General features: G+C 68.1%; 18 protein-coding genes. 6 read left to right on the forward strand and 12 right to left on the reverse strand.

Annotation, left to right across the window (positions count from 1 at the left end):
* Position 1: 1 nt before the first annotated feature.
* Positions 2–613, forward strand: coding sequence for a PilZ domain-containing protein (locus tag J0I47_RS14075; protein ID WP_294047599.1), 612 nt, complete (start codon positions 2–4; stop codon positions 611–613).
* Positions 614–645: 32 nt separating this feature from the next.
* On the opposite strand, the gene J0I47_RS14080 is transcribed toward J0I47_RS14075, so the two are convergent.
* The 8 genes from J0I47_RS14080 to J0I47_RS14115 all read right to left on the reverse strand — a co-directional run bounded on the left by J0I47_RS14080 (position 646) and on the right by J0I47_RS14115 (position 7,936).
* On the reverse strand, positions 646–1,122 hold the full coding sequence (locus J0I47_RS14080) for a hypothetical protein (protein ID WP_294047600.1): 477 nt from the start codon (positions 1,120–1,122) through the stop codon (positions 646–648).
* Positions 1,123–1,300: 178 nt separating this feature from the next.
* Positions 1,301–2,566: an MFS transporter gene (locus tag J0I47_RS14085; RefSeq protein ID WP_294047601.1), complete on the reverse strand. Its 1,266-nt coding sequence runs from the start codon at positions 2,564–2,566 to the stop codon at positions 1,301–1,303.
* 109 nt (positions 2,567–2,675) lie between these two features.
* Complete coding sequence (locus tag J0I47_RS14090) at positions 2,676–3,362, reverse strand: response regulator (protein WP_294047602.1); 687 nt, start codon at positions 3,360–3,362, stop codon at positions 2,676–2,678.
* A gap of 11 nt (positions 3,363–3,373) precedes the next feature.
* Positions 3,374–3,961, reverse strand: a complete 588-nt coding sequence (gene kdpC / locus J0I47_RS14095) for a potassium-transporting ATPase subunit KdpC (protein WP_294047756.1) — start codon at positions 3,959–3,961, stop codon at positions 3,374–3,376.
* A gap of 10 nt (positions 3,962–3,971) precedes the next feature.
* Positions 3,972–5,993: a potassium-transporting ATPase subunit KdpB gene (gene kdpB, locus J0I47_RS14100; RefSeq protein WP_294047603.1), complete on the reverse strand. Its 2,022-nt coding sequence runs from the start codon at positions 5,991–5,993 to the stop codon at positions 3,972–3,974.
* Positions 5,994–6,006: 13 nt separating this feature from the next.
* Positions 6,007–7,710, reverse strand: coding sequence for a potassium-transporting ATPase subunit KdpA (gene kdpA, locus J0I47_RS14105; RefSeq protein ID WP_294047604.1), 1,704 nt, complete (start codon positions 7,708–7,710; stop codon positions 6,007–6,009).
* Positions 7,710–7,799: a potassium-transporting ATPase subunit F gene (locus J0I47_RS14110; protein WP_294047605.1), complete on the reverse strand. Its 90-nt coding sequence runs from the start codon at positions 7,797–7,799 to the stop codon at positions 7,710–7,712. The genes kdpA and J0I47_RS14110 overlap by 1 nt, the downstream gene beginning before the upstream one ends.
* A 2-nt stretch (positions 7,800–7,801) precedes the next feature.
* Entirely contained in the window at positions 7,802–7,936 is a 135-nt protein-coding gene (locus J0I47_RS14115; RefSeq protein WP_294047606.1) for a hypothetical protein, read from the reverse strand.
* Between the two features lie 167 nt (positions 7,937–8,103).
* On the opposite strand from J0I47_RS14115, the gene J0I47_RS14120 reads away from it, so the two are divergent.
* From J0I47_RS14120 to J0I47_RS14130, 3 genes are all read left to right on the forward strand, one after another.
* Positions 8,104–10,752 (forward strand): sensor histidine kinase KdpD, encoded by a 2,649-nt coding sequence (locus J0I47_RS14120; RefSeq protein ID WP_294047607.1) that lies wholly within the window; start codon positions 8,104–8,106, stop codon positions 10,750–10,752.
* 187 nt (positions 10,753–10,939) lie between these two features.
* A complete protein-coding gene (locus J0I47_RS14125) occupies positions 10,940–12,445 on the forward strand; it encodes a DUF1800 domain-containing protein (RefSeq protein WP_294047608.1) in 1,506 nt (501 codons plus the stop codon).
* A gap of 15 nt (positions 12,446–12,460) precedes the next feature.
* Positions 12,461–13,669, forward strand: a complete 1,209-nt coding sequence (locus J0I47_RS14130; RefSeq protein WP_294047609.1) for a DUF1501 domain-containing protein — start codon at positions 12,461–12,463, stop codon at positions 13,667–13,669.
* Positions 13,670–13,682: 13 nt separating this feature from the next.
* Here the strand turns inward: J0I47_RS14130 and J0I47_RS14135 are convergent, their stop codons facing one another.
* Together J0I47_RS14135 and J0I47_RS14140 are read right to left on the reverse strand one after the other, a co-directional pair.
* Complete coding sequence (locus tag J0I47_RS14135; RefSeq protein WP_294047610.1) at positions 13,683–16,496, reverse strand: hypothetical protein; 2,814 nt, start codon at positions 16,494–16,496, stop codon at positions 13,683–13,685.
* A gap of 87 nt (positions 16,497–16,583) precedes the next feature.
* Positions 16,584–18,062: an ATP-binding protein gene (locus J0I47_RS14140; protein WP_294047611.1), complete on the reverse strand. Its 1,479-nt coding sequence runs from the start codon at positions 18,060–18,062 to the stop codon at positions 16,584–16,586.
* Between the two features lie 240 nt (positions 18,063–18,302).
* On the opposite strand from J0I47_RS14140, the gene J0I47_RS14145 reads away from it, so the two are divergent.
* A complete protein-coding gene (locus J0I47_RS14145) occupies positions 18,303–20,663 on the forward strand; it encodes a TonB-dependent receptor (RefSeq protein ID WP_294047612.1) in 2,361 nt (786 codons plus the stop codon).
* 2 nt (positions 20,664–20,665) lie between these two features.
* Positions 20,666–21,361, forward strand: a complete 696-nt coding sequence (locus J0I47_RS14150) for a phosphatase PAP2 family protein (protein WP_294047613.1) — start codon at positions 20,666–20,668, stop codon at positions 21,359–21,361.
* A 4-nt stretch (positions 21,362–21,365) separates the two neighbouring features.
* Here the strand turns inward: J0I47_RS14150 and J0I47_RS14155 are convergent, their stop codons facing one another.
* Together J0I47_RS14155 and J0I47_RS14160 are read right to left on the reverse strand one after the other, a co-directional pair.
* Entirely contained in the window at positions 21,366–22,829 is a 1,464-nt protein-coding gene (locus J0I47_RS14155) for a tetratricopeptide repeat protein (protein ID WP_294047614.1), read from the reverse strand.
* Between the two features lie 73 nt (positions 22,830–22,902).
* Positions 22,903–24,606, reverse strand: a complete 1,704-nt coding sequence (locus J0I47_RS14160; protein ID WP_294047615.1) for a TonB-dependent receptor — start codon at positions 24,604–24,606, stop codon at positions 22,903–22,905.
* Positions 24,607–24,660 lie beyond the last annotated feature (54 nt).

Genomic DNA, 24,660 nt, shown 5'->3' on the forward strand with positions numbered 1-24,660 from the left:
CATGGCGAGTAGAGCCGAAGACACGCTGAACGATCGTCGCGACGGCCCCCGGACGCGTAGCGTGCTGGCGCTGGGCAAGATCGTCCATGCCGGGCGCGAGCATATCGCGATCGTCCGCGACATCGCGTCGGGCGGGCTCAAGATCGAGATGATCGATCCGCCCGAGCCGGGCAGCTACGTCATCGTCGAAATGCTGGGGCTCAATCCGACGCCAGCGCGAGTCGCCTGGCGGCGCGATCGCCAAGCGGGTCTCGCCTTTTCGATGCCGCAGGAGGTCGAACGGATGTGCCGGCGCGGGCGCGACGAATCCGGGACGGCCGCGCGTGGACCGCGCTTCACGATCGCGGCGCGCGCGACGCTCCGCGTCGATGGCCGGGCGGTGCCGATCGACGTCGTCAACATCAGCGCCGGTGGCGCCCGGCTGCGCGGGCTTGTCGGCGTCGCTGCCAACCTGCCGGCGTCGCTCGAACTGCGGCGCGGGAAAGGAGCCTGGTCGGGCTATATTCGCTGGCTCGACGGCGCGGATGCCGGGTTCAGCTTCACCCCGCCGCTCGACTTCCGTACGTTGCTCGACACGGTGCAGAGTTCGAGCGTGCCGATCGGCAGGTCGTGAGCGGCGTCAGGTGGAACGCTGTCGCTATATCATCACGAGCCGGGGTTGAGTTGACGACTACTCTGCCAGATCGTGTCGAGCGCCTCGCGCGCCAGATCGAGTCCGTGTTGCGTCAACGCCAATTGCAGGCGCCGGCCGTCGAGCGGATCGGGCAACCGGTCGACCAGCCCGCGAGCTTCCAGCTTGTCGATCCAGCGAATGACGGTCGCAGCCGGCGCGTTGGTGCCGAGGCAGACCGTCTTCACGATCGTCCGTACCTTGCGGAACCGACCGACGAACAGGCCGAGCAATATTTCCAGCCCCGGCCCGTGCGCCATCTCGCGTCCCACGATCCGCGCGAGATCGTGCCTCGCCGTCGCCCAGACGAAGGCGACGTTCGACCGCCGCTCGTCCGCCAAATCGTCGTGCTTCACTAAGATTGGATCGGGATTATGCAGGCGGGAAGCGGCGGAGCCTGCGCGCAGAGTCGTGTCGAACAATTCGTCGACCCACAGGTTACCCTGGTCCATCACATGCCCCTGTGACTTCGCTGTTTCAATAGACCAAGGGCAATGCGCTTGTCCTGAACTAAGTCAAGGCCGCAATGCGGCGACGAAAACATTTGCTACGCCCAAGCAGTCGACCAAGCATAATCTGTGCTGGCCGGCATCCTGAAGATGTCGGCTTCCAAAAAGATCGACAAGGAAGTTATCGTGCACGAACTCGCGGGCCAGCGAGCAACATGATCCCGCCCAGGCTGAGAATACCGGCGGCGATCAGATAGGTGCCGACCAACGATAGGCCGCCGCGTAGCGCGAGTGCCTGGGCCGCGATCGGGGCGAGTGCGCCGCCGACGATCCCGCCCAGGTTGAAGGTGATCGACACACCGGTATAGCGGACCGCCGGATCGAATAGCGACGGCAGCCAGCCGCCCAGCGGGCCGTAGGTGAAGCCCATCGCGAACAGCGACAGCGCCAGCCAGGCGAACACGACGCCGAGCGACGCCGCGCCGAGCATCGGTCCCATCGTCACGCCCGATACGACGCACCCGAAGAAGCCCCAGCGCAGCACCGTCGTCGCACCCCGTGTGTCCGCCAGCATCGACGACACGATCACGCCTGCGGCCAGGAACAGCACCGCCGCGATCTCCAGCCCCAGCATCACCTGCCGTCCGTGGCCGAGCGTGGTGGTGCCGTAACTGAGCGCGAACGCGGTCGTCAGGTAGAACAACGCGAAACAGGCGACGACCCCCGCGGTCCCCGCGATCGTCGCGCGGGCGTGGCGACGGAACAGGTCGGCGATCGGTACCCTGGCCAGCGCATCGTGCGCGGCGGCATCGCTGAATGTCGGCGTCTCGGTCAGCTTCAGCCGCACCCAGAGGCCGAGCACGACCAGCGCCGCACTCGCCAGGAACGGCAGGCGCCAGCCCCACGCCTGGAACTGCGCATCGCTCAGCATCGTGCCGAGCAGCAGGAACAGGCCGTTCGCCGCGACGAACCCGACCGGCGCGCCGAGCGGCGGGTACATGCCCCAGCGATATTCGCGGCCGCGCGGCGCATTCTCGACCGCGAGCAAGGATGCGCCGCCCCATTCGCCGCCCAGTCCAAGCCCCTGGCCGAAGCGTAGCGCGCAAAGCAGCGCCGACGCGACCCAGCCGATGCTGTCATAGGTCGGCAGGAAGGCGATCGCGACGGTCGACCCGCCCATCAGCATCAGCGAGGCGACCAGCGTCGACTTGCGCCCCAGCCGGTCGCCGAAATGCCCGAACAGGGCGGCGCCGAGCGGCCGCGCGAAGAACGCGAGCCCGAAGCTGGCGTAGGACGCGAGCAGCTGGACCGCCGGATCCCTGGCCGGAAAGAATTGCGGTCCGAACACCAGTGCCGCGGCGGTCGCATAGATGTAGAAATCGTAGAACTCGACCGAGGTCCCGATCAGGCTGGCGAGCAGGATGCGGCGGTTCGAAGCGATGGCCATCGATGCCCTATTCCAACCCGCCGCGCCGAAGTCACGCGCTTCGCATCATCGCCGCACTCATTTCCCGATCGTGCGTCTATGCGAGAAGCGCACGCGTCCGGGTGCGATCTCAGTCCCCCGCCACCAATCGGTAGCCGACGCCCATTTCGTTCATCAGCAGCGCCGGGCGTGTCGGGTCGACCTCCAGTTTCTGGCGCAGGTTGCGGATGACGATGCGCAGATAGTCGATATGGTCCTCGTGCGCCGGGCCCCAGACGGTCTGGAGCAACTGGCGGTGGCCGATCACGCGGTCGGGGCGCCGGGCCAGTTCGGCGAGGACGCCATATTCCTTCGGCGACAGGTGCACGTCGTCGCCCGCGCGGCGGACGCGGCGGCGGTCGAGGTCGATCTCGACCTCGCCGGCGGTGACGAGCGTCCGGCCGGCGGCGCCCGCAGTGCGATGGCGCAGCGCCGTGCGGACGCGGGCGAGCAGCTCCTCGGTATCGAAAGGCTTGGTCAGGTAGTCGTCGGCGCCGAGGTCGAGCGCGGCGACCTTTTCGGCGGTATCCTCGCGGGCGGACACCACGATCACCGCCGCGCCCTTCGTCCGCAGCAGCTGGATCAATTCCAGCCCGTCGCGATCGGGCAGGCCGAGATCGAGCAGGACGACTTCCGGTTTCTCGATGTCGGCGAGCGACAAGGCTTCGCGCGCGGTGGCGGCGTCGCTGGCGGCGTGCCCGGCACGTTCGATCGCGACGCGCAGCAGTCGGCGGATATGCGCGTCGTCCTCGACGATCAGAATCTTCGCGGCCGCCATGCCGGAATCGTCTAGCGGCGCGGCGCGATCCGGTCGAGCGCGAGGTTGAGCGCCAGCACGTTGACGCGGGGCTCGCCGAAGAAGCCGAGCACCGGGTGTGCGGTGTTGGCATCGACTAACGCCGCCAGCTTCGCCGCCTCCACGCTGCGCGCCTTCGCGACGCGCGCGACCTGGAACAAAGCCGCCTCGGGGCTGATGTCAGGGTCGAGCCCCGAGGCGGAGGCCGTCACCAGGTCGGCGGGAACGTTGGAACCTGGGGCGGAAGTGTGCGCGGCGGCGAGGTCGGTGGTGATTCGGTCGACCAGCGCCTTGCTGGTCGGGCCGAAGTTCGATCCCGACGAGGCGGTGGCGTCGTACCCCTTGCCGGCGGCGGACGGGCGACCGTGGAAATAGGCGTCGCTGGCGAAGGACTGGCCGATCAGCGACGAGCCGATCACCTTGCCGCTGGCGTCGGTGACGAGGCTGCCGTTGGCGGCGCCGGGGGCGACCAGTTGCGCCACTCCGGTGATCGCGGCGGGATAGGCCAGCCCGAGCAAGGCGGCGAACAGCAAAGTCAGCATTATCGCCGGGCGCAATGCAGTGGTGAAATCCTTGAGCATGGTCATTTCCTCAGGCGAGGTGGAGGCCGGCGACCGCGAGGTCGATCAGCTTGATCCCGATGAACGGCGCGATCAGTCCGCCGAGCCCGTAGACCGCGAGGTTGCGCGCGAGCAGCGGACCGGCGCCGATCGGGCGGTACTTCACGCCCTTCAGCGCGAGCGGGACGAGCAGCGGGATGATGAGCGCGTTGAAGATGATCGCCGACAGGATCGCGGAGCGCGGGGAAGCCAGTCCCATCACGTTGAGCACCGCGAGGCCGGGGTACAGCACGACGAACATCGCCGGGATGATCGCGAAATATTTCGCCACGTCGTTCGCGACCGAGAAGGTGGTGAGCGCGCCGCGCGTCATCAGCAATTGCTTGCCCAGCCCGACGACCTCGATCAGCTTGGTCGGGTCGCTGTCGAGGTCGACCATGTTGCCCGCCTCGCGCGCGGCCTGGGTGCCCGTGTTCATCGCGACGCCGACATCGGCCTGGGCGAGCGCGGGGGCGTCGTTGGTGCCGTCGCCGCACATCGCGACCAGCTTGCCGCCCTGCTGTTCCTTGCGGATCAGCTCGAGCTTGTCCTCCGGCGTCGCCTCGGCGAGGAAGTCGTCGACCCCGGCCTCGGCGGCGATCGATGCGGCGGTCAGCGGGTTGTCGCCGGTAATCATGACCGTGCGGATGCCCATCCGGCGCAATTCCGCGAACCGTTCGCGCACCCCGGCCTTGACCACGTCCTTCAGCGCCACCGCACCGAGCAGGCGGCCGTCGCGGATGACGGCGAGCGGGGTCATGCCGGCGCGCGCGATCTCGTCGGTCGCCCGCTTGATCTCGGCCGCGCCGGGTGCGTCGGCGGGCAGCGTCTTCAGGATCGAGTCGACCGCGCCTTTGAGCACCGTGACCCCGTTCGCCTTCACGCCCGAACTGCGGGTCTGTGCGGTGAACGGGATGATCTCAGAATCGGCCGCCAGTTGCACGTCGAGCGCGAATTTCTCGCGCGCCAGCACCACGATCGAGCGCCCCTCCGGCGTTTCGTCGGCGAGGCTCGCGAGCATCGCCGCTTCCGCCAGCACCTTCGCGTCGATCCCGCCGACGGGACGGAACTCGCTCGCCTGGCGGTCGCCGATCGTGATCGTGCCGGTCTTGTCGAGCAGCAGCGTGTCGACATCGCCCGCCGCCTCGACCGCGCGGCCCGACTTGGCGAGCACGTTGAACCGGATCAGCCGGTCCATTCCCGCAATGCCGATCGCCGACAGCAACGCGGCGATGGTGGTCGGGATCAGCGTGATGAGCAACGCCGCCAGGATCGCGACCGGCACCTGGCCGCCGGCATAGCTCGCGAACCCCGGCACGGTGCCCACCGCGATCAGGAAGATGATCGTGAGGCCGACGAGCAGGATGGTCAGCGCGATCTCGTTCGGCGTCTTCTGTCGTTCCGCCCCTTCGACCAGCGCGATCATGCGGTCGAGGAAGCCCTGGCCCGGTTCCTGCGTGATCCGCACCTTGATTCGGTCCGAAATGACCCGCGTGCCGGCGGTGACGGCGGAGCGGTCGCCGCCCGCCTCGCGGATGACGGGTGCGCTCTCGCCGGTGATCGCGGCTTCGTTGACCGACGCGACGCCCTCGACCACCTCGCCATCGGCCGGGATCAGGTCGCCGGTCTCGACCAGCACGATCTCGCCGCGTTCGAGCCGGTGGGCGGGGATCAGCGACCAGGTGTCGCCGACGCCGATCAGGCGCTTGGCGTTGAGCTCCGACTTGGTCGCGCGCAAGCTCGCTGCCTGCGCCCGCCCGCGCCCCTCGGCGAGCGCTTCGGCGAAGGTGCCGAACAGCACGGTCAGCCACAGCCACACGATCAGCTGGATCTGGAACCCCGCCGGCAGCGGCTCGCCGCCGAGCGCCAGCAGCGCGGTCAGCAGCAGCGCCACCGCCGCGGTCACGAACAGCACCGGGTTCTTCACCAACTGGCGCGGGTCGAGTTTCTTGAACGAATCGCCGATCGCCGGGACGACCAGGCTGGCGGAGAACATCGAGGTTGCTTCGGTCATTGTCGGTGCCTCTTCAGAACAGCTGGCCGTGGACCATCGCGACGTGATCGGCGATCGGCCCAAGCGCGAGGCTGGGGAGGAAGGTGAGGCCGCCCAGGATCAGGATGATCCCGACCAGCAGGCTGATCCATAGTCCGCCGGTGGTCGGGAACGATCCCGCCCCGGCCGGCGTGTGGCGCTTGGCGGCCAGGCTGCCGGCGATCGCCAGCACCGGCACGATCACGAAGAACCGCCCGACCCACATCGCGACCGCGAGCAGTCCGTTGTAGAACGGCGTCCCCGCGCTGAGCCCGGCAAAGGCGGAGCCGTTGTTCGCGGTCGCCGAACTGAACGCGTAGAGGATTTCGCTGAACCCGTGCGGACCCTTGTTGAGCGTCCCCGCGAGCCCGTCGGGCAGCACCGACGCCAGCGCCGTGAAGCCGAGGATGGACAGCGGCAGCACGGCGATCGCCAGCACCGCGAACTTCACTTCGCGCGCCTCGATCTTCTTGCCGACATATTCGGGTGTGCGGCCGACCATCAGCCCGGCGACAAACACCGCGAGAATTGCGAACAGCAGGAAGCCATAGATGCCCGCGCCGACGCCGCCGACCACGACTTCGCCCAGCTGCATGTTGAACAGCGGGATCAGCCCGCCGAGCGCGGTCATGCTGTCGTGCATCGCGTTGACCGCGCCGCACGAGGCGGCGGTGGTGACCGCGGCGAACAGCGCGCTGCCCGCGGTGCCGAAGCGGACTTCCTTGCCCTCCATATTGGCGCCGGCCAGGCCGAGATGGTGGAGCGCCGGGTTGCCTGCCACTTCCTGCCAATAGGCGACGGCGGTGCCGGCGACGAAGAGGATCATCATCGCGGTCAGGATCGCCCAGCCCTGGCGCGTGTCCTTCACCGCCTTGCCGAACGTGTAGGTCAGGCCGACGCCGAGCGCGAAGATCGACACCATCTGGACGAAATTGGTCAGCGCGCCCGGATTCTCGAACGGATGCGCCGAATTGGCGTTGAAGAAGCCGCCACCGTTGGTGCCGAGCATCTTGATCGCTTCCTGGCTGGCGACCGGGCCGAGTGCGATCGTCTGCTTCGCGCCCTCCAGCGTGGTCGCGTCGATGCTGGCGGCAAATGTCTGCGGCACGCCGCTGAACACGAGGTACAGCGCATAGACGATACAGGCGGGCACCAGCACGTAGAGCGTCACGCGAGTCATGTCGGCCCAGAAATTGCCGACGCCTTTCGCCTCGCGCCGGGCGAAGCCGCGGAACAGCGCGAAGGCGATCGCGATGCCGGTCGCCGCGCTCAGGAAGTTGTGGATCGTCAGCGCCAGCATCTGCGCCAGGTTCGACAGCGTCGACTCGCCCGTATACCATTGCCAGTTGGTGTTGGTGACGAACGAGATCGCTGTGTTCATCGCGCCGTCCGCGCCGACGCCGGGCAGGCCGCGCTGGTTGAGCGGCAACCACCCCTGCGCGCGCAGGATGACGTACGTAAGGAGCGCGGTGACGAGCTGGAACACCAGCATGTGGACCGCGTAACGGCGCCAGCTCTGCTCGGCGTCGGGGTCGATCCCCGACAGTTTGTAGAACCCGCGCTCGACCGGGCCAAGTACCGCGTGAAGCGGCGTGCGGCGTCCTTCGTAGAGCGCGAACAGCCACAGCCCGACCGGCTTCGCCAGCCCGACCATGACGGCGACGAACAGCGCGATCAGCGCCCAGCCGGCCAAGGTCATCAGAATTTCTCCGGCCGCACGAGCACGGCGACGAGGTAGAGGAGCAGGCCGATCGCGGTCAGGCCGGCAAGCGCGAGGTGAAGGTTCATTGCTATGCCTCGTCGCACAGCCGCACGAACGCGAGCGTCGCGAGGAACAGACCGCCGAATATGGCGAGCCAGATGATGTCGGGCATGGCACGAACCTTCCGATTGGGAACGGCCGGCGAGATAGGCGCGAGCCGCATTAAGGTTCGCGGGCGAAAGCATGCCGCGCGCATTAAGAAGCCATAAGGATCGATCGATCGCGGCTTGCCTTTCGTTCGATTACCGCCACCGTGCTCCGGCGAAAGCGGGAGCCTGGAGCAACGAGCGTCGTGCCGGGCCTGCCTCCGCAGGAGCACTGGAGTCTCGCGTGTCCGACGCCCGTCCATCCCCCGACGCCCTGCTGCGCGCCGCGAAGGCGGCGTCGCGCGGGCGGCTGAAAATCTTCCTCGGCGCCGCGCCCGGCGTCGGCAAGACGTTCGAGATGTTGCAGGAAGGGGCGGAGCGGCAACGCGACGGCGCCGACGTCGTGGTCGCGGTGGTAGAAACGCATGGCCGCGCCGAGACCGAGGCGCTGGTCGCGCCGCTGGAGGTAATGCCCCGCCGCACGGTCGAGTATCGCGGCCATGCCCTGACCGAGATGGACCTCGACGCCGTCCTCGCACGGCGCCCACGGATCGCGCTGGTCGACGAATTCGCGCACACCAACGCGCCGGGTAGCCGCCACCCGAAGCGGTGGCAGGACGTGATGGAATTGCTCGACGCCGGGATCGACGTCTTCACCACGCTCAACGTCCAGCACGTCGAAAGCCTGAACGACGTCGTCGCCAGCTTCACCCGCGTGCGCGTGCGCGAGACGGTGCCCGACAGCGTGTTCGACGAGGCCGAGGTCGAAGTGGTCGACCTGCCCCCCGACGAGCTGATCGAGCGGTTGCAGGCGGGCAAGGTCTATATCCCGGCCGAGGCGACGCGCGCGCTCGACCGCTTCTTCTCCAAGGCCAATCTGTCGGCATTGCGCGAGATGGCGCTGCGGCGCGCGGCGCTCAGCGTCGACCAGGCGCTGACCGAGCATCTCGATGCGCAGGCGATGACCGGGACCTTCGCGGGCGGCGAGCGCGTGCTGGTCGCGGTCAGCGAACTGCCGGGGGCGGACAATCTCGTCCGCTCGGCCAAGCGGCTGGCCGACGCGCTGAAGGCGCCGTGGCAGGCGGTGTTCATCGAGACGCCGCGTGCCGCCGGCTTCGACGATGCCCAGCGGCGCCAGGTCGCCGACGCGCTCGGCCTGGCCGCCGCACTCGGCGCGACGATCGCGACGGTGCCGGCGGAAAGCGTGCTGGTCGGCCTGCGCGCGCAGATCGCCGAGGCGCGCATCACCCAGCTCGTCATCGGCAAGTCGAGCCGCAGCTGGTGGTTCGCGCTCCGCCACCGCTCGGTGGTCGAGGCGATCCTGGCGGCGGGCGAGGATCTGGCGGTCCATGTCCTGCCCGCCGCTACCGCGCGGCCGCGCGCGCGTCCCAAGGTGGCCGACAGCGACTGGAGCCTCGCGCTCTACGGCGCGGTGGTGATCGGGCTGGTCGCGGCGACGACGGCGCTGGCGCGGCTGGCCGAACCGTGGGTGGGGGTCGGCGGGCTTGACCTCATCTACCTGCTCCCCGTCATCGTCGCGTCGAGCCGGCTGGGCCTGTGGTCGGGGCTGGCCACCGGCGTCCTGTCGGGTTTGGCGTACAATTTCTTCTTCCTGCCGCCGATCTACACCTTCACGATCGCCGATCCGCAGAGCGTGCTGACGATGTTCGTGTTCATCGGCATCGCGACCTTCACCGCCAATCTGACCGGACGATTGCAGGTGCGCGCGACGATCGGGGTACGCAGCGCGCAGGAGAATGCGGCGGTCGCCGGGTTCGCGCAGGCGCTGGCGCGCGCGTCCGACCGCGCGACGACGGCGACGACGATCTGCGACGAGGCGTCGCGGCTGCTCGGTGTGACGGTGGTCCTGCTCGACGACCGGCAGGGTGAGCTGGAGGCGATCGGCGCGGCGCCCGGCGAGGCGCCCGCGCTGGGCACGGTCGACCGCGCCGCCGCCGAATGGGCGTGGAGCCGGGGCGAGGCGACCGGGGTCGGCACCGCGACCCTCGTCTCGGCCGACTGGCAATTCCAGCCCCTCAAGACGTCGGTCGGCATCCTCGGCGTGCTGGGGTTGTTGTCGGAGCATGGCGGCGATCCGGTCGGGGCCGATCGCGCGACGTTGCTCGCGACGTTACTCGGCCAGGCGGCGCTCGCGCTCGAGCGCTTGCGGCTGGAGGACCAGTTGCGTGAGGTGACCGTGCTGCGCGAGCGCGACCGGCTGCGCGCGGCCTTGCTGTCGTCGATCGGGCACGACTTGCGCACGCCGCTGACCTCGGTCGCCGCGTCGATCGACGCGCTGGCGGTCGAGCACCCGGATGCCGAGGCGATGCCGGTCGCGCGCGCCGACGTCGCGCGGCTGCGGCGGTTCCTCGACAACCTGCTCGACATGGTGCGGATCGATACCGGCGCGATCGTTCTGTCGCCCGAGCCGATCGACCTGACCGACGCCGTGGCGAGCGCGGTGCATGACCTGAAGGACCTGCTGCGCGGCAACCATATCGACCTGCGCGTGCCCGCCAACCTGCCGCTGGTGCGCGCCGACCCGGCCTTGCTGCACCATATCCTCATCAACCTGCTCGCCAATGCCGCGATCCATGGCGGGGCGGGGCCGATCGCGATCATCGGCGAACGCGCGCGCGATGGCGTCACGCTGACGATCCGCGACCATGGGCCGGGGCTCGAGCCCGGCAGCGAGGAGCGCGTGTTCGACACCTTCACGCGCGGCCACGGCAGCGACCGCACCGGCGGCAGCGGCCTGGGTCTCGCCATAGTCAAGGGGTTCGCTGACGCGATGGGCCTGACCATCCGCGCCGCCAACGCCCCCGATCACGGCGCTCAGTTCAGCCTGCGGTTCGAAGCGGCGGGCATGGCATCCGCCAACCATCTCTCGTGATGTGGCAACGCCGGATCGAAAGCCGGGGGTAGCGTAATACGCCTGTAAGCTGACCACTGTCTTTGCGCGGACAGTGTAGGTTCATCGGGATAGGCGTATCGCCCGGTTGCTGGATCGGCCTGGCCGGTCCGCCCGTATCACCGGGCGTTGCGATCGTCCGGATCGGCCGTGAAGAAGGATCGGCGCGATGACAGGATATAGGTTGGCTGGACGTGTCGCCGTGGCGCTGGCGCTGGCCATGATCGGCACGACGCCGGTGCGGGCAGATACGCCGGCCGATCTCGGCTGGGCCAATCGCCTGACCTGGGGCGTCGGGCCGGGCGCGGCCGATACCGCGACCAACGACCGCCACTGGCTCGACGCTCAGCTTCGCGAGGCGTCGGCGACGCTGCCCGCCGATGCGCAGCGCCAGGTCGACGCCATGCGGATCAGCCAGACGCGGATGGCGCAACTGGTCGTGGACGAGGATGCGATGGCCCGCGCCGCCAATGCGCTGACCGATCCGCCGCAGCGTCAGGCGGCGCGCGACGCGTATCAGAAGAGCATGAACGGCCTCGCCGACGAAGCGCGCACGCGGTCGCTGCTCCGCGACCTCTATGCTCCCGACCAACTGCGCGAGCAGATGACGTGGTTCTGGTTTAACCATTTCAACGTGCAGGCGGGCAAGCGCGACATCCGCGCGATGGTCGGCGATTACGAGGATACGCTCCATGCCCGCGCGCTCGGCAAGTTCCGCGACCTGCTGGAAGCGACGCTGCGCCATCCAGCGATGCTGCGTTATCTCGACAACGACCAGAATGCGGCCGGGCACATCAACGAGAATTATGCCCGCGAGATCATGGAGCTGCACACGATGGGGGTCGGCTCCGGCTATTCCCAGCAGGACGTGCAGGAACTGGCGCGAATCCTGACCGGCGTCGGCGTCGACCTGAAACCTGACGACCCCAGGCTGAAGCCGCAATGGCAGCCGCTCTACCTCCGCTCCGGCCTGTTCGAGTTTAATCCGGCGCGGCATGATTTCGGCGACAAGCATTTCCTCGGCCATGTCATCAAGGGCAGTGGGTTCGGCGAGGTCGAGCAGGCGCTCGACCTGATCGCGGACGCGCCGGCGACCGCGCATCACGTCTCACTCCAGCTCGCGACCTATTTCCTAGGCGACGCGCCGCCCGCCCCGGTCGTCGCGTGGATGGAAGCGGCGTTCCGGCGCACGCATGGCGACATCGCCCAGGTGCTGCGCGCGATGACTGCGGCGCCGGAGTTCAAGGCGTCGCTCGGCACGGTGTTCAAGGACCCGATCCATTATGCAGTGTCGGCGGTGCGCTACACCTATGGCGACCGCGTGATCCTGAATGCGCAGCCGATGCTCGGCTGGCTCAACCGGATGGGCGAGGGGCTCTACAATCACGAGACGCCGGACGGTTACGACATGCAGTCGGCCGCCTGGTCAGGCCCGGGGCAGATGGCGGCGCGGTTCGACATCGCGCGCCAGATCGGCGGCGGCTCGGCCGGCCTGTTCCGCGCGCCCGGCACGACCGCCGACCAGCCCGCTTTCCCGCAATTGCAGAACGCGCTCTATTTCGGCGCGGTCGCGAACCTGCTGGCGCCGCCGACTCGCGTCGCGCTCGCCAAGGCGACGTCGCCGCAGGAATGGAACGCGCTGTTCCTGTCCTCGCCCGAATTCATGCATCGCTAACCGAAAGGAACGCCGATGATCCCGCATTTCCATCGCCGAGACCTGCTGAAGGGCGCCGCCGCGCTGGCGCCGATGGTCGTCGCCGGGCGCGCGTTCGCCGCGCCGCAGGCCGGAAGCCGGCTGCTCGTCGTATTCCTGCGCGGCGCCTATGACGCGACCAGCATCGTCGTGCCGACCGGCAGCGACTTCTATTACCAGTCGCGCCCGACGATCGCGCTGGCGAAGCCCGACCTCGCCAATCCGAAGGCGGCGCTGGCGCTCGACGGCGACTGGGGACTGCACCCCGCGCTCAAGGACAGCATCCTGCCGTTGTGGCAGCAGAAGCAGATCGCGTTCGTGCCGTTCGCCGGCACCGACGACATGAGCCGCAGCCATTTCGAGACGCAGGACACCATCGAGCTGGGCCAGCCGATCGGCGGGTCGCGCGATTACGGATCGGGGTTCATGGCGCGGCTGGCGCAGATGCTGGGCCGGACCGACCGGCCGATCTCGTTCACCGACCAGCTGCCGCTATGCTTTCGCGGCGATCCGGCGCCGGTGCCCAACCTGGCGCTCGCCAATGTCGGCAAGCCGATCGATGCGCGTCAGGCGGCGCTGATCGAATCGATGTACGGCAGCAAGGGCCAGCTCGCCCAGTCGGTGGCGGAGGGTTTCCAGGTCCGCGACACGGTGTTCAAGACGCTGGACGAGGAAATGAAGGCGGCCGGACGCGGCGCCGTCAGCAGCAAGGGGTTCGAACTGTCGGCGCGGCGTGTCGGCACGCTGATGCGCGACCAGTTCAACCTGGCGTTCGTCGATGTCGGCGGCTGGGACACGCACGTCAACCAGGGCAACGCGACCGGCTATCTGGCCGATCGCATCGGCGAGCTCGGGCGTGGGCTCGCCGGATTCGTCGACGCGATCGGGCCGGAGGCGTGGCGCTCGACCACCGTCGTCGTCGTCTCCGAGTTCGGCCGCACCTTCCGCGAGAATGGCGACAAGGGCACCGACCACGGCCATGGCAGCATCTATTGGGTGATGGGCGGCGGCGTGTCGGGCGGGCGGCTGGCCGGGCCGCAGACCAAGCTGGCGGCGGCGACGCTCAACCAGGGGCGCGACCTGCCGGTGATGACCGACTATCGCGGGTTGATCGGCGGGATCGTCGCGCGGCAATACGGCCTGTCGGGCGATCGCCTTGCCCGCATCTTCCCCGACGCGCGGCCGAGCGACCTGTCGCTGATCTGACCGCGCGGGCGCGTCAGCCGCAGGTCGGGGCGGCCGCCTGCAACAACTTGTCGCGGTTGGGCCGCAGGTCGATGCCGGTGCGCACGGTCGGTTCCGGCCCCTGGCCAAGACCACGCCACAGCGCGGCGTTGAACGCGGCGGTGTCGAGCCGGTCCTCCTTGCTGAAATCCTGCCCGCGCATCGCCGCCGCCCACCATGCCGCCTCGCGCCCCTCGCACCGACCGGCGGTCGTGACGCGTGCCGCGAACCGCTCGGCCGGGATCGGCAGTTGCGTCGTGCGCAGGACGTCGGCGGCGCGCGCCGAATAGTCCCACGTCGCCTGCGCCGGGTCGAACAGGTCGGCCATCGGCAGCGCCAGCGCATCGTTCAGCCCGAGCGGCTTCAGCCCCAGCACCGCCTCGATCGTCCGCAGCACGTTGACCGTGGTGTAGCGCGTCGAGACCAACGCGTTCTGCTGCACGTACGGCCCGACGACCAGCGCCACGCTGCGGCGTGCGTCGACATGGTCGGCGCCGTTCTGGGCGTCGTCCTCGATCACGAAGACAAGGGTCGATCCGGCGACGCGGCTATGCGCGATCCGTTCGATCACCATCCCCAGCGCGTAATCGTTGTCGGCCATCTCCGTCTCGACCGTGTTCACCCCGTCGAGCGCCTGGCCGAAATCGCCGAAATGGTCGTGGCTGAGGCGAAGCAACGTCAGCGCGGGGACGGTGCCGCCGGCATCGGCCGCATCGAACTCGCGCCGCCATTCGAGCACACGCCAGTAATCGGCCAACTTCTGGTCGAACCCGCGGAAATAGGGATCGCTGCGGCTGGCGAGCAGGCGGTCGCCGGGCGTGTAGATGCGGCGGCCTTCCTTGAACGGTTCGCGGATCGGCGGGATCGCGCCCGGCGCGCCGGCGTCATAGACCGACGCGTCGGAAAAGCCGTAATTTCGCACCGACAGCCCGGCGCGGATCGCGGCGTCCCACAGGAAGCCCTGGCCCGGCGCATCGTCGTCGTCGGCATCGGGCGCGGTCAGCATCGCCGGGCCGGGCATCAGGTCGGGATCGGTCGACAGTTTGGGATTGGTCGCGTGCCGCTCGGCCGGCGTCTGTTGCGGATAGATGAAGCGGTCGGCCTCCTCGGCTTCGTAGGCCAGGCCCCGCTGCGCGTAATTCACCGGCGCGGTCTTCTCGAGCAAATCAGTGGTGCGCGCGGCGGTCGACCAGGTCCAGCCGGTGCTCGACTGCTCACCCGAATCGTAGAAATTGTCGAGCGTCACGAAATTGCGCGCCAGCGCGTGGTGGTTGGGCGACAGCGCCTTGCCCAGGATCGCGAGGTGCGGGTCACCGTTGCCGACCTCCAGGTCGCCGAGCACCTGGTCGTAAGTGCGATTCTCCTTGATGATGAAGACGACGTGACGGACCCGCGCACGTATCGCCGCCATGCGCGCATCGGCCGCGGCCCGCGCGGCGCCGGCAGGCAAGCCGATGTTGCGCGCGACCTGCACCGTGGCGGCGGCCTGCGCGCGCGGATCGGGCATCGGGAAGTCGAGCAGCCCGGCCTTTTCGAGCTGGAAGATATATTGGTTGGCCGCGCCGCACGCATTGGGTTGGCCGCGATAGATGGCGAGTTTGGGCGCGCAGCCTTGCGGATTGGGGCCGGGCGGGCTCTTGCGGTTGGTGACGAAGATGCGCGCGCCGCCACGGCTGGTCGCGACCGCGCTGGGATACCAGCCGGTCGGGAGCAGGCTCTGCACCGCCGCGCCGCCCTCGGCCGGCGCCACCACCGCGACCGCGTTGATTCCGCCGAGCGTGACCAGCAGCCGTCCGTCGGGCAGTTGCGCGAGCGCGTTCGGGTTCATCCCTTTGGCCGCCGGCGCGGCGCCGAGCGCGTCGGGAAAGGTGAGTCGCGGTTCGGCCGCCAGCTTGCCCGCCGTCAGGTCGACGATCGCCAGCCGGTCGGCATTGTCCTCGGTCGCGAACAGCCGGCGGCTGTGCGGATCGGCGAGCAACGCGGTCGGCTCGCCGATCGTCGCGATCCGGCCCGCGACGCGCACCCCGCCCGGCGTCACCGCGAGTGCGACGATCTGGCGGTCGCGGGGGGCCGTGACATAGGCGCGGCCGGCATCGGTCCAAGCGATCGCATAGGGATTCTCGCCGCCGGGCACGCCGCTCTGGCCCGGGTCGATCTTGCCGGGGCGCAAATCCTGTTCGGCGATCACGCGGCGCTGGTCGAGATCGAGCAGGCTGACCGAGTCGTTGTAGTAATTGGCGACCAGCGCGCGATGCCCGTCCGGACCGACGGCGATCCCCGCCGTCTGCGGGCGGACGTCGTTGCCATTGCCGGTCTTGTGGCCGAGGGCGATCGTCCCTGCGCTCGCATAGGTGCCGTCCTTGGCGCGGCGGAAGATCGCGACCATGTCGTCGGCTCCGCCGCCGACGACGAAGCCGCGTCCGTCGGGCAACCATGCGATTCCGCCGAAGCTGTTCGGCACCGACAGCGTCTGCAACCGTGTCGCGCCGCGCGCGTCGATGCGGTTGCGCAGGATGTATTGCATCGATTGCGCCGGGACGAGCTTGCCGTCCGGCCCGTTATAGCGGTTGAACCCGCTGGTCAGCACCAGCATCTCGCGGCCGTCCGGACTGGTCGCGATCGCCGCGGCGCCGTCGGCGATGTAGGCGGGGTTGGGCCCGATGTTCGTCACCAACGGCACGAACCGAGCGCCCGGCACCGCGGTCGGCGTGATCGACTGGCCGGTTGGCAATTGCTGCGCCGTCGCGATCGACCCGCTGCCGATCGCGAGCGCGAGGAACGATGTCCGGAAAATATGCCAGCGCGTCATGGCCGCACTCCTACTGAGCATCCGTGACACCTTAGCTACCTGCCGCCGCCGCGCCAGTGGCGATCGACGGCGCCGTCGCGCGGGGCGTTAGCCCGCCATCGCACGGCTTCGAGCCGAGCGCGGCAGGTCGCGGGTCGGCTGTGCGGCGGCGGGCGCGGTCGTCCAGCCGAAATGCGGCAGCGCGATCGAACGCTTGCCCAGCATGTCGACGCGGACGACGATCAACCCGCGCTCCTCGATAAAGCCCAGCATCCGCCGCGCCCGGCTCGGCGAGCTGGTACCGTAGAGCGCCGCCAGCCGCTCGTCGTCGGGGCAGGGCTCGGTGTGGCGGGCGGCGCGGGCGATGCCCAGGAACGGCGCCCACATCTCGTCGGGCAACGCCGCCGCCAGCGCCATCGTGTCGTCCCAATCCTCGTCGGGCGACAGGCCGCCCTGCGCCATCGCCAGCCTGCGACGGAAATCGGCGAGCGATTCGAGTGCCGTCACACCATGACTGCGGCAGCGGACCTGATAGTCCTGATAGAGTTGCGCGAGCGGCAACCGCGTATCTTCGGCGACGATCGCGGCCACGACCGCGCGGCGGATGTCCTCCTGCGCATCCTCCTCGATCACCGGCATCGCCGGGACGGCGGTCGGCCGGCTTGCTTCGATGCTCGCCAGAATATCGACCACCGGCGGTGGTGGCGGGGGAGGGGGAGGGGGCGTTTCCTCGGGCCGTGCCGCGAACAGCGCGCTGCGCAGGTCGGCGGCGTCCCCGCTCGGCAACGGCGTCAGCTTGGGTCCGGCATTCTTGGCGGACGTGGCGACCGCGCCGATCCGCACGCTGACCGGCCGCCGCGAAATGGCGGGGCCGAGCGCCAGGAACTCGCCGCGCTCCAGGTCGCGGATCGCGTCGGCCTGGCGTCGCTCCATGCCCAGCAGGTCGGCGGCGCGCGCCATGTCGATGTCCAGAAAGGTGCGCCCCATCAAGAAGTTCGACGCCTCCGCCGCGACGTTCTTCGCCAGCTTCGCCAGGCGCTGCGTCGCGATCACGCCGGCGAGGCCGCGCTTTCGCCCGCGGCACATCAGGTTGGTCATCGCCGACAACGACGCCTTGCGCGCTTCCTCGGTGACTTCGCCGGCGGCGGCGGGCGCGAACAGTTGCGCTTCGTCGACCACGACCAGCACCGGATACCATTGCTCGCGCGGGGCATCGAACAGCGCCGCCAGGAAGGTCGCGGCGCAGCGCATCTGGCTGTCGATCTCCAGCCCTTCCAGGTTGAGCACCACCGACGCGCGATGCTCGCGCGCTCGTACGCCCAGCCGCGCGACCTCGGGCAGGGTATAGTCGGCGGCGTCGATCGCGATGTGATCGAACGCGTCGGCGAGCGAGACGAAGTCGCCCTCGGGATCGATCACGACCTGCTGGACCAGCCCCGCGCTACCCTCCAGCAACCGGCGCAACAGGTGCGACTTGCCCGACCCGGAATTGCCCTGGACGAGCAGCCGCGTCGCCAGCAATTCCTCGAGGTCGAGGTCGATCGTCCTCCCCGACGCGTCGCAGCCCATGTCGATCTTGGCGGTCATCGGGTCCGCGGATGACCCGCCACGGTCGCGGCGACAAGGCCAAAAGCCCGCGCGCGCGCAGGAAGTCGTGGACAAGAGGGATTTTAGCGCGGTCTCCCGCCCAGCCAGGTGCGACTGATCCGCAATTGCCATGCTGAAAATTATTTTCACCGCCACGGATCTGCAACCTGATTGAAATCAATCTGTCATCGCTTCTTCATAGCGGGGCCGCGGCATCGTGGGGATGCGGGGAAGGCGACGATGAATTCTGCGACGAAGCGGGCCAAGTGGCTGCGGACGACGGCGTTGGCGGCGGTGCTGCTGGGCGCGAGCAACGTGGCGCATGCGAGCGACAATCCGGCGCCGGCGACCAACCGCGTCGATCCGACCGCTGCGGCGAAGCAGCCTGACGCCGACCAGACGACGTCCGGCCAGACCAGGAGCGACATCGCCGAAAGCTCCGACATCATCGTGACGGCAACCAAGGCGAACGAGATCGCGCCGGTCACCGCGTCGCTCGACGCGCGCCAGCCGCAGGCGATCGTCAGCCGCTCGCTGATCGAGGACTCGCTGCCCGCGACCGCCGACTTCAACCAGATCGCGCTCATCACGCCGAGCGTGTCGAACTATGGCGGCAACAACGGTATCGGCCTGTCCGAATCGAAGGCGCAGATCCGCGGATTCCAGGACGGCGAATACAACATCACCTATGACGGCGTGCCATTCGGCGACACCAACGACCCGACGCACCATTCGACCACGTTCTTCCCGTCGAACACGATCGAGACCTTGGTGGTAGATCGCGGGCCGGGCAATGCGAGCCAGCTCGGCCAGGCGACGTTCGGGGGCAACATCAACCTGTTCAGCCGCGCCGCGCGCGACGAGTTCGGCGGCCAGCTGAAGGCGAGCTATGGCAGCTTCGACACCTATCTGCTGCGCGGGCTGCTCAACACCGGCGAGATCAAGGGGCTGGGCGGCACCAAGCTGGTCCTGACGGGCCAGTACGTCCATACCGACGGCGCGCTGAGCTACGAGACGTATCGCAACTACAATCTTTATGCGAAGGCGGTCGTGCCGATCTCGTCGGCAGTGACGCTGACGCTGCTCGGCACCTACAACAACAACCGCTTCAATCAGCCCGACAAGGACGGCTCGACGCTGTACCAGCAGTCGCTGTTCGGCAAGTATTTCAGCCTCAACAACGATCCGAAGACGCCGCAATATTACGGCTACAACCATACCGACAAGGTAACGGACTTCGAGATCGTCAAGCTGGAGGCGCAGCTCGCGCCGCACAGCGTGTTCGAGAACCGCGCTTACACCTATTATTACGACAACGAGACGCTGTCGGCGAGCGACGTGACGCTGGTCCCGGGGACCGTCACCACGACCACCAACGCCGCGGGCGCCAAGGTCAGCGGCGACCAGCCCGGTTATACCAAGACCAACAAGTATCGCGTGTACGGCGACATCGCCAAGGTCCGCCTGGAACTCGCCCCCTTCGCAGCGCTGACCGCCGGCGGCATGATCGAGTGGAGCCGCACGTTCCGCCAGCAGACCGACGTCGACCTGACGACGGGCGGGTTCAACTATGTCGAGAAGAAGGTTACGGCGCCGTCGACCGGTCTGAACCCCGGTGCGGTCACGCCGCTCTACGTCAAGTTCAATCAGAACAGCCAGGGCAATAACGACGCCCTTTTCGTCGAGCTCGAATTGCGGCCGATCCCGGGCCTGTCGATCACGCCGGGCTACAAGCATGTCGATTACAACCGCAAGATCCTGGCGCAGTACAACCAGACGACGCGCTACGCGCAGAACCTCAGCAACAGCTGGAGCGCGGATCTGCCGTTCCTGCAGGCGAACTGGGCGCTGACGCCGCAGCTGTCGATCTACGGTGAATATGCCCGCGGCTTCCTGATTCCGCCGCTCAGCGCGCTGTACGTCGACAGCCCGACCTATTCGAACGTCGTACCGGAACGTTCGACCAACTATCAGGCGGGCCTGGTCTATCACGGCCAGCGGCTGTCGCTCGACGCCGACGTCTATTCGATCGACTTCCAGAACAAGTTCGCCAGTTTCGTTTCGACGACGCCGGGCGTCGGCACGGTCTTCACCAACATCGGCGGCGCCTTGTACCAAGGCATCGAAGGGCAGGTGACCTATGCCTTTACCGACGGCGTCGCGGTGTTCGCCAACGCCTCGCGCAACCGCGCGATCGCCAAGGACACGCGGTTGCAGGTCGGCCAGGCGCCGATGATGACGGCGGCAGGTGGCGTGATCGTCAAGCGCGGGCCGGTGCGGTTCTCGGTAATCGACAAGCTGGTCGGCGTGCAATACGCCAACACCGCCGATCCGACCCAGACCAACTATGTCGCCGCGTACAAGGCCTACCGCATCGCGCCGTACAATACCGCGATCCTGGCGGCGAGCTACGAGCTCGGCCCGGTTCGCGTCGGCGTCGAAGTGACCGACCTGTTCGACTCGACCCGCGTGACGACGATCGGTTCGGCCAAGGGGACGTTCACGGCGGGGTTGGTCGGACAGGCGGTCGCCGGGAACTTCGACCAATATTATTACCAGCCGGGTCGTGCTATCACCGGCGACGTGACGTTCAAGTTCTGACCATGCGACCACGCGCGATCATCCTGCTGGGTCTGCTCATCGGTACGGCGGCGGTCGCCAAGGACAAGGCGCCGTCGCTGCTGTCGGCTGGCGATCTCGATCCGCGCGCGGTCCTGCCGCTGCCGCCCGCCGCCGGCAGCGCTCAGGCGACGGCCGAGCTTGCCGAACTCCACGCGATGCAGTTGCGGCGGACCCCGGCGGAGATGGCAGCAGCGAAGATCGACGGCGATACGAAGACGGTGGCGATGTTCGCTGACGTACTCGGCCCGCGCTTCGATCTCGACAGATTGCCGGCGACGGCCAGGCTGTTCGAGGCGGTGCACGCGACCGAAAAGGACGTGGTCGATCGCGGCAAGGACGAATTCCGCCGCCAGCGCCCTTGGATCGTCGATCCGACCATCGTCAGCTGTTCACGCAGCGAAGACCCGTTGTCGAGCTATCCCAGCGGCCACGCCACCTTCGCCTTCTCGATGGCGGGCGTGCTCGCGCGGCTGGTCCCGTCGCATGCCGCGGCGGTGCTCGAACGCGCGCACCAGTTCGCCGAGACGCGGATCACCTGCGAGCAGCATTTCCGCAGCGACGTTACCGCCGGCGAAATCCTCGGCACGATCGTCGCCGAACGACTGATGACCAAGCCCGCCTTCGCACCGATGGTCGCCGACGCGCGACGCGAACTGACGGCGGCGGGCCTGCGCTGAGCGCCTAGCGCGCTGTCGTTTCCGGATATCGTTCGAGCAGCTTGGTCGCGGACTTGCGCGCGTCGTCGTCGTGCGGGTCGTTGAGCAGGGGTTGCAGGAGCAGCATCGCTTCCGCCCGCCGCTTCACCTTCAGCAACGCGTCGGCGGTGCTTAGGCGGATTTCCTGCGACTGCGGCTCGAGCTGCAACGCCTTGCCGAGATAGGCGATGTCGGTGCGCGTCGGATAGTCCGGCTGATGCTCGCGCACGGTCGCGGCATAATAATAGGTCAGCGGGTCGGTCGAGCCAGCCGCGAGTGCCGCGTCGAGGTCGCCGGCGGCTGCGCGGCGGTAGGCGTCGGCGGCGGCCGGATCCTTGCTCTCGTCGGCCTGGCGCAGTCGCGCCCGGGCGCGCAGCAGCAAGGCGTCGGCATCGTCGGGATGCGCGGCGAGGAGGGGGGCGAGCGTTGCTTCGGCCCGCTTGGCATCGCCGTACTTCGCGTCAGCGCGGGCCGCTGCCAGCAGCGCGAAGCGATCGCTGCCGAACGGTGCCGCGGCGGCACGCAGTTTCGCGACGAAATCGGCCTTGTCGTTGTCGCGCACGAAATAACGCGAGCGCGCATCGGGCAGGATCAGCGCCGCCTCGGCCGGCGACAGCGGTGTGACCGTCACCGTGGGCGGTGTCGGCATGCGCCAGCCGATCCGCTGGACGCGCAGCACGTCGCGATAATATTGCTGCAACTGCCGCGACAGCGTCGGCAGGTCGACGCCGAGCGCGGCGGTGAGCGAGGTTACGGGATCGCCACCCTGCGATACCGCGACGAGATAGCGGTTGAACGCCGCGGCGCGCGTCGGATCGGACATCATGTAATGCGTCAGCACCCAAGCCTGGCCGTAGAACGGGAACCACTCGTCGCGCGCGATCGTGCCGGTCGACCCGCGCAAGACTTTGTCCCACGGCAGCCACGCCTGTTGCGCGAACCAGACCAGCCCGGGCGAACTGTGACCGAGTACCACCGACCCGTTCTCGACCCGAATCGTCTGGAGGAACTGCGCGTAGCCCTCGATCACCCAGCCGGGATAGCCCGAGGGAAAATGCGCCTGCTGAAAGAAGTGGGTATATTCGTGATAGGCGGTGCCGTCGGCCTTGACCTCGTCCTTGTTGGCGTCGGTCTTGATGCGCGGGCGCTGGTAGGTGACGACGAGGAACGGCTCGTCGGCCGAATGGTCGTAGAAGCCGGCGACCGTCCCGCTCGACGGCCACAGCACCTTCACGTCGCTGCCGTGTGCCAGCAGGTAGACGCGGAGCTTCTGCTGCCGGGGACCGCCTGGCGGCACGCCGAGATAGGCGCGCAGGAACGCGTCATAGGTCTCGATCTGGTCGGCGAAGGTAGTGATCGCGGTACGGCCGGCATTGCTGAACACGACCAGATGATCGCTGTCCGCGCGCAGCCACTCCTCCGCCCGGGCGCGTCCGGGCAGGAGGAGCATCAGGGCGCACAGGCCGGCGAGCCGAAGCGCGAAGGCTCGTCCCTTGCGCTCCATGCCCGCCGACCGCGCCACGTCAGAACGACTTCGTCAGGCTGAGGTAGAAGCTGCGCCCAACGAGGTCGTAGAACGACAGCGTCGACACGGTGCCCTCGCGGTACATCTGCCAGCCGGTGCCCCCGACCGAGATGCGCGGCGGCGGCGAGTCCAGCAGGTTGCGGATGCCGAGCGTCAGGTCGAGATCACCGAACATCCGCCGCGTCGCCGACAGCGTGAAGTTCGCGTAGAACTCGTTGGTGCGGTCGAAATACACCGTCTGGCCGGTATCGCGATACGGTCCGACCTGCGGCGAGGCGCCGGTGAAATAGTCGTCATTCGACATCTTGCCGACCAGCTTCGCGCTCAGGCGGATCAGCGTGCTCGGCACCGGCTTGTACCACAAACCGACGTTGCCGAGGAACCGGGGCGTGCCGGCATAGCCGAGATAGCTGTCCAACTCGCCGCCCTGGAACGTCGCCGCCTTGCTCATCAGCTGGATGTTGAACTGACCATCGCTGCCGAAGCGGCCGATCCCGGTGCGGAAATCGAACGCATAGGCGATGTCGAGACCCGAATATTTCTCCTCGCCGGCGTTGATGTAGTTGTTGGTGATCGACAGCAACTGATGCGTGCTCGGGTCACGATTGACCAACTGGCAGAAGCCGTTGTTGGGGTAGGGCTCGCGCAGCAGACATTCACGCGCGATGCTGACGGCGCCGAGTTGAGTCACCGACCCGTTGATGTGGATGTAATAATAGTCGACCGACAGATGCGCGTTGAGCACCGGCGGCGACAGCACCACGCCGAGGGTCCGGGCGAACGACGTCTCCGGCTTCAGCGCGGTCGAACCGCCGCTGATGATGTTGGCGTTGCCGGTGGCGATATAGTTGGCGCCGCCGAACATCGCGCTGCACCGCGATTTCTGCGTGGCCGTCAGGAACGCCGAGACCTGATAGTTGCTGCACGGGTCGAGCTGGGCATTGCCGCTCAGCGCCGACTGGTTCTGGAGAAACAGCTCGTATAGTTTGGGCTGGCGGAACGACGTCCCCTGCGTCGCGCGGAACATCAGCCAGTTGGCCGGGCGCCACGCCAGACCCGCTTTGTAGGTGCCGGCCGTGCCGCCATATTCGGCGCTGGTCAGGCGGCCCGACAGCGTCAGGTTGAGCGACTGGGCCAGCGGCACGCCGCGTAGGATCGGCACGCCGAGTTCGCCGTAAAGCTCGCGCGTGTCGGCACGGCCCTTGGTCGGCTTGCCCGACAGGTAATATTGCATCGCGACGGTGTCGAAGTCCGACGAGTCGCCCGGTCGATCGTCGATGCTTTCGCGGCGAACATGCGCGCCGAACGCCGCTTCGACGTCACCCGCCGGCAAAGCGAACAGCTTGCCGCTGACGCTGCCGTCCAGATAATATTGGTCGTAGGTCGTGGTGCCGTTGCTGCGTCCGATCAGCCAGTAATATTCCTGCTGGGTGAAGCCGTTCTGGTATGCGCGCCAGAAATTCACGCCGCCGGCCGGGCAATAGGTGACCGAGGTCAGCTTGGTCATGTCGCAGCCCGACGGGCTGACCGCGGCGGCCATGCGATCAGCATAGACGAAGTTCTGACTGTACGACCCGCTGGACCGCGAGAAATTGCCGTACAGGTCGAAATTCCATCCCGCGCCCAGCTTGCCGCGCAGGCCCAGCGTCCCGGTGCCGTAATCGACCTGCTGCCTCGGCCGCTGCTGGAACTGGAACAGCATGATCGAATAGGCCGAGCGCAGCGGCGTGCCCGACTGGTCGACGAAGCTCGGATT

Source organism: Sphingomonas sp., assembly GCF_017304635.1.
Taxonomy (GTDB): Bacteria; Pseudomonadota; Alphaproteobacteria; order Sphingomonadales; family Sphingomonadaceae; genus Sphingomonas.